The organism is Leptospira haakeii, from assembly GCF_002812045.1.
GTDB lineage: Bacteria > Spirochaetota > Leptospiria > Leptospirales > Leptospiraceae > Leptospira_B > Leptospira_B haakeii.
Genome location: NZ_NPEG01000016.1, coordinates 1 through 15,891 on the forward strand (window position 1 = coordinate 1; position 15,891 = coordinate 15,891).

Here is a 15,891-nt window from a genome sequence, read left to right on the forward strand (position 1 = left end):
TTCCAAAAGAAAGACAGTATCTCCTTCATGGAAATTATACTTTTCCAGAAGTACTTTAGGAATTGTAGCCCCAGCGGAATTCCCTATTGCCCGAATTGTTGTCTTTTTTACTGATGAAGCATCCATGTTATAACAATAGTAATAACTGAATAATTTTCAAGTATTTTATCTGAAAAAAATCAAAAAAGTAACTGAAATAGAAGCTTTTCGAAAAAGAACAAATGTTGTGCTCGATGTTCGGCTAACGACCAGTAATTGTCGAAGTTCCGCGAGTCCGAAGGACTTGGCGCGAGACTTGCTTTGCAAGGCGAGTGACAAAGCGGAATTTGGCGAAGCCCAAGCAAGGGTCGCAAAGCGATCCCGAAGCGCCGCGACAATTTTTAGTTATCTGCTGTGCCGCGCCCCGAATTCTAACCGGCGTAGCCAAGGAAGGCTAAGCCGGTTAGGGAACGCAGATAGAATTACGATTTTCAGATATCCAATAAGTCTTTGGGCTTAACCTTTAATCGTTTAGAAAGCTTGAAAATTGAGTTAGCAGTAAAATTAGCCCTGCCCGCTTCAATGTCTTGTAAAGTTCTTACAGGAACAGCGTAATCGCCTTCATCCATATTTTCCTGAGTAAGCCCTTTTTCCTTACGAACTTTCTGAATATTTTTTCCGACTTTTACTAAAAATTCTTCGAAATCCACACACGGTATATTGCGGCAGAGTTGACAAAAAGTGAACGCGGTATGCCGTGTGATATGTATTCTTTACACATCTCTGCTCAAAAAGGTTCTTTTATGACGAGAAAATCTAAAAACATTGCCCATAGACGGATTAAATCTAGAATTATAAGGAGAATTTCCGAAGAGGAGAAAAATGCTTTCTATCAGCAGCTAAAAGTTGCAAGAATAGAAGCAAATCTTACTCAATCCCAAGTTGCAAAGATCATCAAAAGGAGTAGGAGTCAAATCTCAAAGATAGAATCCGGTAAATGTAGGTTGTACATGGACGAGTTTTTTAAGTTCATGAAGATTTATAAGAAATCTCCTTTCTTCTTTTACTCTGTATTTACAACCAATGAAGTTATTAAATCACAGAAGAGAGCCCGAGTCAAATCTGCGAAGCAGTTTTAACGAGGGTAGCTAGAACAAGCTAAGGAAAGATTCTGCGTCCCGATCGCGAAGCGTTCGGGTGAATCGGTTCGGAAGAACCGAGACAAGCAAATGCTATCTAATAAGTAACGCTTGAAGTTTCTGCTTCTCATATTCATTTAAATCAGTCTTTTCGAAATCCAAAGCATTTAGAGCATTGATAATATTTGCCTCTGCATCGCGTTCCTTTATATATTTAACAAGTTTTCGAACGGCAGATGAAGGTACATCATAATCAAGTAGCATGGATAAATATTTAGGTAAAAAAGATGACTCTAATTCTGATGCAAAAAAACCATAATCACCAGGCTCCAAATCGTATTGCGGGAATACATATCTTTGCAGTTTATCGATGACCATTAAATACTTTGGTAACTTAAAATCGAACCAAGTTCTTGAATAATTTAGGACGTCGTAAACGATCTTATCAATTCGCTCTTGTTCGTCAGGAATTTTATTTTTCCAATAACTCTGTTCGAGTTGCTTTTTAATTAATCCAGAGATAGATTTGATACGCAAGTAATCCAGAGATACCTTTGCTAATTGAGCAGGGCTCTTTATGCTAGCATCGCTTCCTGGTAAGGTTTTGAGATACTCCCAAATTAGTTCACAAACCGAATTCAACTGTTTATATGAAGGTAATGACCTCCAAGATAATAGTTCATGGTAATAGTCTACGTTACCATCAATCTCCGTGAGAAGATTAAGTTGACCTTCAACAACTATTCCTGAATTTTCTTTTATTATGCTTTTGAGTTCTTCTGGCAATGAAGAATAATCTTTAAGTTTGTCACGAGACTTTTCATCCATTTCTTCCTGATCAACTTGGATTAACAATTCTTCCGGCGCATCTTCGAGAGTGATGATCGGAATATCTAAATCTAATTCATATTGATCTGGCTCGGGATTAAACTTATAAACGTTTCCCGTATAATGTACTTTCATTCTTCCTGATCGACCTGCTATGTTTCTATAGTCAAAGTAATCAATTGGTTTGGGTCCTTTTTTTCTATCAAAAAGTACAATATTTTTCGCGACTGTATTTACGCCTTCAATCAATGTTGATGTGCAAAATAAATATTTAATATTTTCCTCATTAAATCCATCAACAATTGAACTACCCAAATGGCGCGGCAATGCCCCGTGATGAAATGCTATTGAATATTCCAGCAAATGACTTAAACTCCAAGAAGTATGCATATTCTCTTTAACCCATGATATCATTGGATTATTACCATCTGTCTTCAATTGCTGAGATTTTTTTTCTTTGATAACCTCCAAAAATTCACTAGCCAAAGAAGTTGCCCTTTGAGGAGAAGAACAGTAGATTAGCGTAGATTCTTCCTGATCCAAAAGTAATTCGTACAAAATTACTCTCTTTTCTTTATCATTTTTTCTATAAGCTTCCTTTATATCAATTTCATTAACGGCTACAGTTGAATAGTTAGTATGAATCCAATTAAAGGATAAAGATTCGTGAACTTTCTTTGGGATGCTTCTTACAACAGGCCCGAGTAGATAGAATTTTTTTGTCAGCTTTAGAAGTTTGTAAAAAGCGTGGTTTAAAGCAATTGATCGTTCATCATCACGCAATAGACTTAATTTATAGAATTCATCTATAACAAAGAAATCTATATCTGGAAAATCTTTATATTCAACAACCCTTTCTGCTGTAAATAGGAAAAGATTAGATCTATTTTCAATAGGCTTTTGACTAGTTGATACAATGGAATCGTATGTTTCTGAATACTTTCGCAACTTCTTTCTTGTCTCGTCCAGAAGGGCTAAGGTAGGTTGAATTATGACTATGTTTTTATATATCTTACTAGCAACGATTTCTTCTATCAGTATACTTTTCCCGAAACTAGTTGGAGCGCTAATTATTACACTTTCTTTTGATAAAAGTTTTTGCGAAATTTGCAACTGCTCTTCATGCAAGAAGACATTCGGTATATGTCTTGACTTGTGAAATTCATGGCGTAATTGGCTACTCCCAAGAATTTCAAAATCGGATAGATAAGGATACAATCCAGCAACATCCAACAAATCATACCAAATTGCTGATGTAGCCGTGTTCACTTTTTTGAATTTATCGAAAATTCTAATAAGAATTTCTCTGCCTTCACTTTCTTTACCAGGAGTTAATAATTGCTCCGAGCAAAATTTTGCGAGCGAGAAACTATCTTCAAAACTGTATTCTTCTTTTTGATTAATATAATCTAATGCGTTAGAATAATTTTCAAAACTCATATTCCTTGCATCCTTTTTAATCTGGTATCTAATTCTTGATTTAATGCATCTTTGTCCGGCACAGGAAGTAACATTAAAATTAATTCGAAATTGCCAGCGTTTACTTTTGAGCAAAACTCTTTATGTAGGTCTTTTAATTCTCTTTTCAACTCTGTTATGTACTGAGGGGTATTATCATTATGCGACACAATAGTTGGGCTACTATAAGTGCAAACAAGGGCTAATACTATTGTAGAGAAGACAACGTCTAATCTTTGTTTTTTATCTAACAGCTGCCTCCAGTCATTTATGTCCTTGACATCTTGTGGAAGCTTCTTTGCCAGAAGAGAAAATTCAGATCTAATGTAATCGGCTTTCAGATGATATTTAACATCATTTAATAATTCATCAATACCATCTTTGCCGTTTTTATATAATTTTGATTCGCCCAGCCATAATCTTTTTTTTCCTGCTTCTTCACTAGCCTGTATGGCATCAAATCCATGTACAACAGTGTTATTCGAATCCTTAAAATATATTTTGCTAATAAGAGGAGTCGTTCCGCAAAATTCACGAAGCAAGAGGTGAAGGATTAGTTCACCAAACTCTCCTCTCCTTTGATACTTATCGGTCGTATAAACTGCGGTAGCTGCCTCTTGGATTCGATCAACAATATCTTGCATTGGAACGCCAACGCCTTCGTGATATCCGAAGGCAAATTCCGGAATTACTGCCCGAATAATATCAACCAATTCCTTTAAACGAAATTGTTTCTGATCGTATCCCACATTGAAAGCTTTAAGCCCTGTCTCATTAATTAATTCGTCGATTACTAGTTCAGATTTAAATGGTCTTCTCATGATCTTAAGTGTCTCTATGTTAGAAATTATATTTAGCCAGCCAAGGACGGCTGGCGTCTTAATGAGGGGCGCGGCATGGCAGATAACGAACAAGGCTTGACGACGTTTCGCGAGTCCGAAGGACTTGGCGCGAGACTTGCCACTGCAAGGCGAGTGACAAAGCGAAATGTGCCGAAGGCCAAGCGAGAGTTGCGAAGCAAGCTCGAAGCGATGCGTCAGAGCCGAAAGTTATACGCCGTTGTTTATTTGACCTATCTCCGGTACAAATGATATATCAAAGGTCCTTTGATTTTCCATTTCTCACGTGAATTTGCGCGAATTGAAAGAGCATGGAATAGATTAGATTCTACGAATCGATTTAGATTTAAAACTGTATATCTATAGCTAATATAGTGGCTTAGTAACAAAATTGAAAATACGGTTACAGTGATACAAATGAAATTATTATCAAACTGATACCCTCTTTCGATGTATCTTTGATAATAGCTCAAATATATCCAGGAAGTTGCCCCCGATAAAATTATGGCAATGAGTGATGATCCGTTTCCATGCATTAGATCTGTTAATGAATCATTTCTACCATTTATTCTTTCAAGCTCAGGGTCTTCCGCTCGTAATCGATGCCAAATAATATTTATGATACGCCATAGTGACTTTTCATTCAACGCAGAACTATCTCCTAACGTCTTGATAAACCGGAAAACTTTCTTCCATTGACTAAATCCATTATAATTCGGGTACTTTGTAAATTTTATGAGCCTTGCTCTTATCAGGTCCCTTACAAACTTATAATATTCTGTCCTTGGATAAAGCGGAAGATGCCAAAAACATAAATGATGAAGCATACTAATAAGAAAGCCTATGCCACCAACATACGCGATGGATATAGTTAAATCAATCTTGATGGAACCTAACATATTGTAAAAATGCCGGTTCGGCAATAATGCAGTGCTTATGAAGGAGAATGAATATCCAAGATATATAGCTACTGGGAAAATATATCTAATTATTTTATTGAATTCAGTCATACAGAAAAATGATTAAACAATGGCGTATAACGACCAAGGCTTGACGACGTTTCGCGGGTGCACAAGCACTTGGCGCGAGGCTTGCCCAGCAAGACGAGTGACAAAGCGAAATGTGCCGAAGGCCGAGCGAGAGTTGCGTAGCAATCTCGAAGCGATGCGTCAGAGCCGATAGTTAGACGCTGGCGCGGAACTTATTATTTAATCAGTTTCTGATTCGATCGCTTCAACCATCTTAACTTTTATTGTTTTAGATTTCTCAGTAAGCAATTTTCTTTTAGATAAAGCCATGCCAATACTAAGAAGAAATAGTAAACCAAAGACAATAGTTGAAACTAAATTAGAATATTTAGATATTTCCTGAATATAGGCAGTAAGAAAACCAGCCGTAGTAGAAGCAAGAATGGAAGCAATCAAGAACCAAACTTCATAATCAGCTAATGCTGCGGCATTAACCATTCTAATTTCGATCGATTCAGGAAGCGAAATAGCAATATTCATACCCTTGCTAACAGGATTTGCACCAGGATTCTTGAAATCTTTAGTGGTGGCTTCTATATGAATCTTTTTTACATTCTTTTTCATTTAGTTAGCCCGTTAATGCTATTCCACAAATCTTTCGAAAGCAAACCGTTATAATTTCCTCCCTGCATAAGTGGAGTCATAACTAAATTAACAATTTTGTTATTAGCATTATTAACTTTAACTAAGCCATCTAAAATACTGTCCCACTGAGTTTGTCCTTGAACTTTAACGATGTAGAAAGTATTCAAGGGTCTAACCCACGCATAGGGCTTGATAACTAATTTCAATTCTTCAGTAACTTTGTTATGTACCTGCTGATTGGCAGCATGAATATCCCATGAGAGCACAAAATGCATATATCAGTTTTCCTATTAAATTAAAATTTTGAGCGCTTGCGTCTAACTCCAAGTATCCGTATATTCGCCCATGAAATGCATGGGCGAATGTTCGCAAAGTCAGAGATCGTCCAAAGGACTTTTGACCTTAGAAACCATCGGGTCAACAATTCTAGCGTAGATCTCCGTGGTTTTTACGGAAACGTGGCCAAGCAATCTTTGGATCATTTTGATCGAGGTGCCTGACTCCAAGAGATGAATTGCAAACGCGTGTCTCAAGTCGTGGATTGAAACATCCTTAGTGATGCCTGCTTGTTTCTTAGCGGCGGTGAATATTTTTTCCGCGGTTCTAATACTTAGATTTTTTCCGGGGATTTGGCCTGTGAAAATCCAGGAACTTCTGCCTTGGTGTTTCAACAAGTCGCTTAGATCTTCTTTGCAACTATTGGGCAAAAGACTAAAACGGTCCTTCTTCCCTTTACCTTGTCGGATGCGAATGGACTTTTTATCCCAATCTAAATCGTATCCTTTTAACTTTACGAGTTCCCCTACTCTTAAGCCGGATCCATAACAAAGTTTCAATAGAAGTTTATGTTTAGGATTGGAAAGAGATTCTATAATGCGAACGACTTCTTTCCTGGATAAAGATTCTGGGATCTTGTTCTCTCTTTTAGGAAGAGGGTAAGAAGTTAGGAATCTACTACCTATTACAGTATTATAATAAAATTTAAAAGATTGAAGAGCTGATCTTAGAGAATTAGAAGCTAAGTTTTTTTCGTATAAAATCCGGTCCAAGTAGATCTTCAATTCGGACTCTGTAACTGTGTATGGATTTTTTTCAACGGACCTTAAGAAAGCTCGGTTATATAAAAAATAGGACTTCAGGGTTTTCTTGCTATAATTCCGTCTTAACACCTCCGTTTTAAGCGGAATAAGAAGAATATCAGGTTCCGCTTCTATCTTCTCTCGATGAGTAGAAATAAATTCGGATAGAAAAGAATCAGAGAACGGTATTTTCCAAAATTTGAGCTGATGGTTCCAAACTGCATTCGGCATTTTGGACAATTTTTGGAAGAGTTCAATGTCGTAAGAAAACGAAATGGCACTGAAGCAGTGTCCATTCTCCCAGTGTTTCCAAATTTTGACTTTTTGGGGCATAGGGAGAAGATAGAAAAATACTAAATATATGTATAGTAATTATTTTAATTTTAGAATATAGCTCCGCCTCTTCAGTCACACTGAAACAAAAAAAATCCTATTAAAAAGAAATCGTCGGACCTCATTTGACGCTTCTGGGTAGAGTTTTGCCTTTTTTATTCGCGTTTCGACTTATTGCCAGCAAATTCCGAAATTCCAGGAAGGTTACCAGAAAAATATCCGTTATGCGCCCCTTACGGACAATTTTACTGATTAAAAAATGAAAAATTATTAAGAGTGGTCCGGCAGCAGAGAAAGATCGTCTAACATACTTTGTTGGAAGATTTTCTAGAAGTATACTTAAGTGATCCCATCACTCAAAGGACAATTCTGGAATGACAAAACTTCCATAGTTCTTTAAAAACGGAATGGATTCTAATGGAACTTTTTAGGAAATTAGATATTCTATTTTATCCGTATTCTTTAATTTTGAAATGAATTCGTTTATTTTCGGATCTTTCATTTCTATATTAGGCAAACCAGATGGATCATTCTTCTTCCAGCCCTGATTTTCGTCTTCTTTTCGAGAAGGTTCCAGGTTTGTATCTGGTACTTTCTCCCGAGCTTAAAATTATAGCAGTAAGCGATGGATACTGCAAAGCCACTCTAACTGAAAGAGAGAAAATCCTAGGCAGAGGGATTTTCGAAGTTTTTCCAGACAATCCAGACGATCCAGAAGCAACAGGAGTGAGCAATCTTCGCAGTTCCCTTCTCCGTGTTTTGGAAACGAAAGCAATGGATACGATGGCGGTTCAAAAATATGATATCCAACTTCCAGAGGAAGAAGGCGGAGGTTTTACCGTTAAATATTGGAGTCCTTTAAATTCTCCTGTTTTGGATAAAAAAGGAAAGGTAATTTGCATCATCCATAAAGCGGAAGATGTTACAGAATTTGTTCTCCTAAAAGAAAGAGGAGAAAAACAATCAGAGATGACTGAAGCACTTCGTTCCCGTACGGAAGAGATGGAAACAGAGATCATTCGTCGCTCTCAGGAATTGCAGTCCGCGAATAAAAGTTTAAGAGAAACCGAAAAAATTAAAAACGAATTTTTTGCAAATGTCTCTCACGAACTTAGAACCCCCCTTAGTTTGATTTTAGCTCCAGTGGAATCCATTCTTACGGATAAAAAGTCCAATCTCTCTTCCAATAATACCCAAATGTTGGAAACGGTTCACAATAATTCGATCAGACTTCTTCAAATGGTGAACAGTTTATTAGATTTTTCTAAATTTGAAGCAGGAAAAATGAAGGTGGAACTTGAATCCACGAATATAAGTAATTTGATCCAGGCCATTTTGAAAGATTTCGAGCCGAGCGCTTCGGAGAAGAACATACAAATCCAAAAAGAAATACCTCCTTCCGATTTGTATGTTCTGATTGATCGTTATTTATTCGAAAGGATCTTCTTTAATCTTCTTTCTAATGCATTAAAATTCACTCCTAAGGGTGGGGAAGTCTCAGTTACCCTAACTTATTCGGATGATCAACTTTTTCTTACCGTTCAAGATTCCGGGATCGGGATATCGGATGCAGACCAAAAAATTATTTTTAAAAAGTTCCAGCAGGCAGAAGGTTCTTCTACCAGAAAGTACGGTGGTACTGGAATAGGTCTTGCTATGGTAAAAGATTTTTCGGAACTTTTAGGCGGTTCTGTAGAAGTTACTAGCAAACTGGATTCAGGAAGCAAATTTAGCGTCAAAATTCCGGCTGAAAAAGCGGACTCTGATGAAAGGGACCCTTCTTCCAAAATTTTTTCCCATTCTCCTCAATATTCTAGTTTAGAGATCCCTAATAAAGAAGATACGAATCTTTCGGATAAGCCTAAAGTTCTGATCTGTGAGGATAATGAAGATCTTTCTAGTTATATCTATTCACTTCTCTCTCCTTTATACCAGGTCAAGTCTGCTCAGAATGGAAAAGAAGGATTAAAATTAGTCTATCTCTGGGAGCCGGACCTGGTTCTTTCGGATGTGATGATGCCGGAGATGGACGGCGTCGAACTCTGCAAAGAGATCAAAGCAGATCCTAAAATTTCCAAAACAATCGTCGTTCTTCTTACAGCCCTAACCCATAGAGAAGCTATGTTAAAAGGTTGGGAAGCGAAGGCGGATGAGTATTTATGCAAACCTTTCCATCCGGAAGAATTGATCGTAAGAGTGAAGTCTCTTCTTGCAATTGCAGAAGATAGGAAAAAGAATTTAGAAAAATTAGAACAAAAAAACTTCGAACTGGAATTTGCAAATTCTGAGTTAGAAGCATTCTCCTATTCGGTCTCCCATGACTTGAGAGCACCATTGAGAGCAATCCAGGGCTACACTCAAATGATCCTAGAAGATCATAGCTCCGTTTTGGACGCTGACGGGATACGTTTCTTAAATGTGCTGATCGACTCCACAAAAAGAATGGAGAATCTGATCGATAATTTATTAGAATTCTCTAAAGTAGGGAAAAAAGAGCTCAAGGATTCCACTTTCGATCTTACTGAAGTCGCCGAAAATGTAGTAAGTCAGATCAAGGACCAAACAGAACATAACGCTGAAATTATTATTCACCCACTCGCAAACGTAACTACGGATCGAGATATGATGTCTTACGTATTCCAGAACCTGATTTCCAACGCGGTAAAATATTCCGCCAAAAAAGAAAAACCTAAGGTAGAGATCGGAGTTACGAATACAGAAAAAGGTAAAACATTCTTCGTAAAAGATAACGGGGCCGGTTTCGATATGAAATATTATAATCGACTATTCGGTGTTTTCCAAAGATTGCATAGACAAGATGAATTTTCGGGCACAGGAGTCGGTCTCGCAATCGTTCACAGGATCGTCACAAGATACAAGGGTTCGGTTTGGGCAGAAGGTAAAATAGGAGAAGGTGCATCCTTCTTCTTTACCTTGGGAGAAAGAGCAGGAACCGCGGTCGGTTTCCGCAATTGAATAGGCATTTAACTCTATAATTTCTTTACTTAAGAGATAGATTTATCCTCTGAAGATTGAATAGATCCAACTAATACGTCTTATATTTTCAGCTCAGAAACTTTCTCCTTGAGCCGAAGGAGTGGCTTTCGATATTAGTTTGCATGGGAACGGAAGTCCAATCTTTAGCCTGGTTCAAATGGACACCCTACGCAATCCTTCCTTTAATCAGTCTCTCTCTATCTATTCTATCTCTTAAAATAGGATTCAAAAGTAGACAAACTTCCGGCGCTCCGGAATTCATCTTAGTATGCCTTGGAATCATTCTTTATAGTTTCGGTTATTTTTGGGAGATAGTCAGCATAAGACCTGAGAACATTATTTTTTGGGATAATTTCCAATTTATAGGTCCTGATCTTCTGATTGCTTCTCTTCTTTTCCTCTGTTTAAGGGTAGCTAACTTAAATAGATTCATTCACCCAATTAGTGTACTTCTTTTTTCAATCATTCCTATCTGCACCGAAATTGCAGTTTGGTTCGGGCCGGCAGAATGGATCCGCCCTTCTTTCCGATTCGACCCCTCTGCTCCTTGGCTTGCTCTAATCTATGAATATGGGCCTTGGATGCAGGTCTATGTAATCAATTCAATCTCCATATTCACCCTATGTATTATAATTTTAATATACGGCGCCTGGTCTCAAAGAGCGTTCCATAGGATCAGATGTTTGGTATTTATGATCGGGATCTCTCTTCCCTTCGGAAGTCAAGTAATGACTGCCGGAGGTTTTATTCCTTTCGTCCATCCTAAATTGGATATCTTTCCGTTAGCGGCAAGCTTTGCATTGATCGTCTGGATGTACGGTCTTTTCTATTTCAGGATCTTAAACCTGATCCCCTTAGCAAGAAACCAAGTTTTCGAATATATACAAGATGCAGTTTTTGTAATGAATTCTTCCGGCTTTCTTTTGGACTGTAATGTTTCCGCCCTACATCTGCTTGGAACAGCAAGGCTCAAACAAAATTCCAAACTTTCTGAATTTCTTCCCGACCTAGATGTTCTTGTAGAAGAATGTCACACCAACCGAAAGGCGAATACGGAATGGAAAACGAATCACGGAAAATATTATGACGTTTCCGTTCGCTCCCAAAGAGCAGAAGGTTCTCAATTCGCAATTATAGTTTTGAGAGATGTGACCCAAAGGGCAATTTCCGAAAGAAAACTTTCGGAAAGAAGGGATATTCTCCAGAGTATTCTAGATTCCACTAGTATCTTATTTTTGGTTTTAGACGGAGATGGTAAATTAATTTTATTGAATAGAGCCTGTTTAGAGACCACAGGATTCGACCTAATGGAGTTGGAAGGAAAAGTTTTTTGGGAAACGGAACTATTTGCGGAAGAAAGTAAGACAATTGCAAAAGTTTTCGAACAACGTTTTGCAAAGAAAAGGTTCCCAAAACACACAAGTGTACTTCTAAGGACCAAAGATGGAAAATCCAGAAGGACTCTTTGGGAGCATAAAGAAGTTAGAGATAGAAACGGCCATTTACAATATGTGATCTCGACCGGAACTGATGCAACAGGTTTAAAAGAAGCAGAATTCAGAATAGAAACATTACAAAGAGCCAATGAAGAAATTCTTTCCCAAAAGGAAATCATCGAATCCCAAAAATTCAATCTGGAAGATGCTCTTCAAAGCCTAAAAAGAACGCAAGCAAAACTGATCCAAGCTTCCAAACTTGCAGACCTAGGACAATTAGCCGCAGGGATTGCTCATGAGATCAACAATCCCATAGGCGCGATCCAAGCTGCAGGTTTTAATATTCTCTCTTATTTAGAAAGGATAAGAACGGACTTACGTTCTATTCTTCCACTTCTCTCTTCCTTATCTGACAAGGACTGGAATTCATATAAAGAACTTATCTCTTTAGGAGTTTCTTCCAAAGAGATACTGATCGGTTTAGAAAGAAGAAGAATACTTGCAGAGATTAAAACTGAAATGAAATCCGCAAATATTCTCCTTCCCGAAGAAACTGCCGAATTTTTCGTGGATTTCGGAATTTCATCTTCCTGGAAAAATTTTGAAAGAATATTAAAAAATCAGAATACTAGGGAGCTACTTCCCTTCTTCTTAAATCTTTTGGGTCCGGAACAATGTGTGGATACGATCAAAACCGCAGTAGAACGTTCCGCAAAAATTGTATATGCGCTTAGAAGTTTTGCACATTTTGAGTCTTCTCATAAGAAAAGAAAATTTTCCTTAAAAGAAAATATAGATACTGTTCTTACATTGTATCAAAATCTGTTCAAACATGGCGTTGAAGTTTCGACTAACTTGGATGGGATCCCGGAATTTTTAGGTTTTCCGGATGATTTAATGCATCTATGGACAAATTTGATCATGAATTCCGTCCAAGCAATGTCTTATAAAGGTTCGATCGGAATAAACGCTGTCTTGCAAGAAAAGGAAGTAATAGTTTCCATCCAAGATAAGGGGCCCGGAATCCCTGCGGAAGTGAAAGACCAAGTATTCGACGTATTCTTTACCACCAAACCTTTGGGAGAAGGTTCCGGTTTAGGTTTGGATATAGCAAAGCGGATTGTAGAAAAACATAAAGGAAGGATCTGGTTTGAATCTTCTCCTGGAAATACTATATTTTATGTGGGGCTTCCTTTCGAGGTCTGAGTTTTTGTGATCGCATTTTTAGATAATTTTTTCATTTATGATTCTTCCGTAAAACTTCTTACGGCTACGTACAATCCTTGGCTGGTAGTTCTTTCGGTTTTGATGGCGATATTTGCATCTTATATCGCTCTTCAGATTGTAGGACAGAAGGTTCCGGAATCTTCTCCACCAATTACAAAGTATTTAATTTCTTCCGCAGCAAGCTTGGCCTTAGGTTGTGGAGTTTGGTCCATGCACTTTATCGGAATGCTTTCCTTTGAACTATGCACGACCGTTCAATATGATAAAAGCCTAACAATCTTATCTATATTTCCTAGCCTTCTTGCTTCTACCGTCGCGCTTTCTTTCGTGAACAGACCTAAAATTTCAAGCACCGAACTAATATTAGGCGGAGTACTTGTAGGCTCTGGGATTGGAGCAATGCATTATACTGGTATGGGCGCGGTAGAAACCGCCCCATACTTACGTTATGATCCTTGGTTCTTCGCATTGTCCATTATAGTGGCAGTGGTACTTGCAATTTTATCTCTTTGGGTAAGATTCGGTTTAGAAAATTTGAAATTAGGGACTCTCTGGCCTTCTATTATTTCTTCAGTAACCATGGGATCTGCTATTTCTGGAATGCATTATACTGGAATGGCAGCTGCTAGATTTATTGGAGAAGAGACCACCCCCACTCCTCAAACCGCGGATTCTACCTTTCTTGCACTTTCAGTTTCTTTGATAACGATTGCATTCACTCTATTCGCATTCGCGGTTAACTGGTTCTTAAGATATCGTGACCTAGTAAACGATTTAAGGATAAGTGAATCCAGACTTAGGACGATAATCACCACCGCAGTGGATGGTGTAATCACAATGGACTCTCAAGGTAGGATCAGAGAATTCAACCGCTCCGCAGAACTGATTTTCGGCTACACAAACAAAGAAGTGATCGGAAAAAATATCAGAGAGTTGATGCCTGATCCGTATTACACAGTAAGAGATAAAAATTCAGAGACCATGTTAAGTGCAGGTTTTGCTAAAATTATCGGAAGCAGTAGAGAAGTTATAGGTATCAGAAAAGATGGTTCCGACTTCCCAATACGTCTGGCAATTGGACATGGGAAACTCGCTGGCGAAGATCTATTCGTTGGTTTTGTTACTGATATCAGTGACAGAAAAATGATAGAGAACGCTTTAAAACAGAGTGAACAGCAAGTGCGCTCCTTGATTGAAAATATTCCTGGGATCACTTATAGATGTCTTCCAAATAATGACTGGAATATGTTATTCATGAGTGATGCTTCCGAATCAATCACCGGTTATCCTGTCCAAGATTTTATAAGCGCAGAATCTGTACGATCTTTCAAAGATATTGTGCATCCTGAAGATATTAAAATGGTAGAGTCCATAGTTGATTCTGCAGTTGCAGGAAAAAGAGCATTTACTTTAGAGTATAGAATTATCCACCAAAATGGAGAGACCCGATGGCTTTGGGATAATGGATGCGGAGTTTATGGTGGAAATGGAGAAGCAATCTTTATCGACGGAGTTATTCTAGATATCACTGAAAGAAGAATGATAGAAGAAGCATTACGCAAAGAGAAAGAAAAAGCAGAACTTGCTGCGATCACTAAAACTTCTTTCTTAGCGAATATGAGTCATGAGATCAGAACTCCAATGAACGCTATCTTAGGATTTACTGAAGTTCTTCTTTCCGACGAATTAGAAAAAAATCATAGAACCCATTTAGAAACCGTAAAAAGTTCAGCAAAATCTTTATTAAGACTTTTGAATGATATCTTAAACACCGCTAAATTAGAAAAAGGAGCGGTTGAATTAGAAGAAATGGACTTCTCCCTTTTCAAATTGATCGCAGAATTAAAATCCACTTTGGGTATCAGCACTCGAAAGAAAAATTTAGAATTTGAAGTGATACAAGGTCCAGATCTTCCTGAATTTTATAAGGGAGATTCTTTACGGATTAGACAGATATTGATGAACTTAATCGGCAATGCGGTCAAATTCACGGATAATGGAAAGGTTAGTTTAAAAGTTACCAGAGAAGATGGAAAACTTCATTTTGCAGTCCAAGATACTGGGATAGGGATCCAAGCGGATCGACTTGAGAAAATTTTCGAACCATTCACGCAGGCGGATATTTCTACAACAAGACGTTTTGGTGGAACAGGATTAGGAACCACAATCTGTAAACAATTAACAGAATTGATGGGAGGAAAGATCTGGGCGGAGAGTACGCTCAGAAAAGGAAGTACGTTCCATGTTCTTCTTCCTTTAGAACTAGGAAAACCTAGACAAGAAAACCAAATAAAAACAGGGATCAAACTTCCGGCTTTAAAGATCCTAGTTGTGGATGATGTAGAAAAAAATACGGAACTAGTAAGTCTTCTTCTCCAAAACCTTGGGCATCAGGTAGAATCGTCGTATAACGGTGAAGACGCGGTAAAAAAAGTCACGACCGGATCTTTCGATTTGGTTCTAATGGATATACAAATGCCCGGATTGGATGGTCGCCAAGCTACTAGGGTGATCCGAATGCATGAGATGCAAGAAAATGTTTCCAGGACCCCTATTTTAGCATTGACCGCAAGCGTTTTTGAAGAAGATAAAAATGCGGCGACTGCGGCCGGGATGGATGGATTCGTCTCTAAACCTGTGGAGATGGATCAGATGATAGCTGAGATCGCAAGAGTAATCGGTCATTTTGAAATGATCGAAAATCCGGAAATTGATCCTTCCGGACAAGAAGAAGTAGAATGGGATCCTAAAAAAGCCTCCCTTCTAGCAAAAGAACTATCCGACTCTTTCCAAAGAGGTTCGATAGAAGAAGACTACTTAGAAGAATTTTCGGATCTGATCCGAACAAAAGTGGAAAATTCCGATTTTAAATCTTTTCGTTCTAAAATAGAACAATTCGAATTCGAAGAGGCATATACTCTTCTCAAAAAATTCATTACCCAACTCGAATTATAAACGGATTT

At 37.9% G+C, this 15,891-nt stretch carries 12 protein-coding genes; 4 read left to right on the plus strand and 8 right to left on the minus strand.

Annotated elements, in window-relative coordinates:
• Positions 1 to 126: AbrB/MazE/SpoVT family DNA-binding domain-containing protein (locus CH377_RS17210; protein ID WP_425268737.1), on the minus strand; the 126-nt coding region annotated here is incomplete at its 3' end.
• Between the two features lie 344 nt (positions 127 to 470).
• Positions 471 to 689, minus strand: coding sequence for a helix-turn-helix domain-containing protein (locus tag CH377_RS17215; protein WP_010572344.1), 219 nt, complete (start codon positions 687 to 689; stop codon positions 471 to 473).
• Between the two features lie 93 nt (positions 690 to 782).
• Here CH377_RS17215 and CH377_RS17220 point away from each other — a divergent pair, with 93 nt between their 5' ends.
• Positions 783 to 1,118, plus strand: coding sequence for a helix-turn-helix transcriptional regulator (locus tag CH377_RS17220; protein ID WP_100725046.1), 336 nt, complete (start codon positions 783 to 785; stop codon positions 1,116 to 1,118).
• Between the two features lie 93 nt (positions 1,119 to 1,211).
• Here CH377_RS17220 and CH377_RS17225 read toward each other — a convergent pair whose 3' ends face one another.
• From CH377_RS17225 to CH377_RS17255, 6 genes are all read right to left on the minus strand, one after another.
• Positions 1,212 to 3,386 carry a DEAD/DEAH box helicase gene (locus CH377_RS17225; protein ID WP_100724987.1) on the minus strand — a complete coding sequence of 725 codons (2,175 nt, stop codon included), beginning with the start codon at positions 3,384 to 3,386 and terminating at the stop codon, positions 1,212 to 1,214.
• Complete coding sequence (locus CH377_RS17230) at positions 3,383 to 4,225, minus strand: HamA C-terminal domain-containing protein (protein WP_100725047.1); 843 nt, start codon at positions 4,223 to 4,225, stop codon at positions 3,383 to 3,385. The genes CH377_RS17225 and CH377_RS17230 overlap by 4 nt, the downstream gene beginning before the upstream one ends.
• Before the next feature lie 251 nt (positions 4,226 to 4,476).
• Positions 4,477 to 5,253 carry a BA5345 family protein gene (locus tag CH377_RS19995; RefSeq protein ID WP_476737694.1) on the minus strand — a complete coding sequence of 259 codons (777 nt, stop codon included), beginning with the start codon at positions 5,251 to 5,253 and terminating at the stop codon, positions 4,477 to 4,479.
• Between the two features lie 198 nt (positions 5,254 to 5,451).
• Positions 5,452 to 5,835: a hypothetical protein gene (locus CH377_RS17245; protein ID WP_100724989.1), complete on the minus strand. Its 384-nt coding sequence runs from the start codon at positions 5,833 to 5,835 to the stop codon at positions 5,452 to 5,454.
• The gene (locus tag CH377_RS17250) at positions 5,832 to 6,131 is read right to left on the minus strand and encodes a hypothetical protein (protein ID WP_100724990.1); all 300 of its coding nucleotides are present in this window, start codon (positions 6,129 to 6,131) and stop codon (positions 5,832 to 5,834) included. The genes CH377_RS17245 and CH377_RS17250 overlap by 4 nt, the downstream gene beginning before the upstream one ends.
• A gap of 99 nt (positions 6,132 to 6,230) precedes the next feature.
• Positions 6,231 to 7,268, minus strand: a complete 1,038-nt coding sequence (locus tag CH377_RS17255; RefSeq protein WP_100724991.1) for a tyrosine-type recombinase/integrase — start codon at positions 7,266 to 7,268, stop codon at positions 6,231 to 6,233.
• A 522-nt stretch (positions 7,269 to 7,790) separates the two neighbouring features.
• Between CH377_RS17255 and CH377_RS17260 the strand changes: the two genes are divergently transcribed.
• From CH377_RS17260 to CH377_RS17270, 3 genes are all read left to right on the plus strand, one after another.
• A complete protein-coding gene (locus CH377_RS17260) occupies positions 7,791 to 10,244 on the plus strand; it encodes a hybrid sensor histidine kinase/response regulator (protein WP_100724992.1) in 2,454 nt (817 codons plus the stop codon).
• A 143-nt stretch (positions 10,245 to 10,387) separates the two neighbouring features.
• Positions 10,388 to 12,907 carry a histidine kinase N-terminal 7TM domain-containing protein gene (locus tag CH377_RS17265; RefSeq protein ID WP_100724993.1) on the plus strand — a complete coding sequence of 840 codons (2,520 nt, stop codon included), beginning with the start codon at positions 10,388 to 10,390 and terminating at the stop codon, positions 12,905 to 12,907.
• A gap of 6 nt (positions 12,908 to 12,913) precedes the next feature.
• Positions 12,914 to 15,883 carry an MHYT domain-containing protein gene (locus CH377_RS17270; protein WP_100724994.1) on the plus strand — a complete coding sequence of 990 codons (2,970 nt, stop codon included), beginning with the start codon at positions 12,914 to 12,916 and terminating at the stop codon, positions 15,881 to 15,883.
• Positions 15,884 to 15,891: the final 8 nt, after the last annotated feature.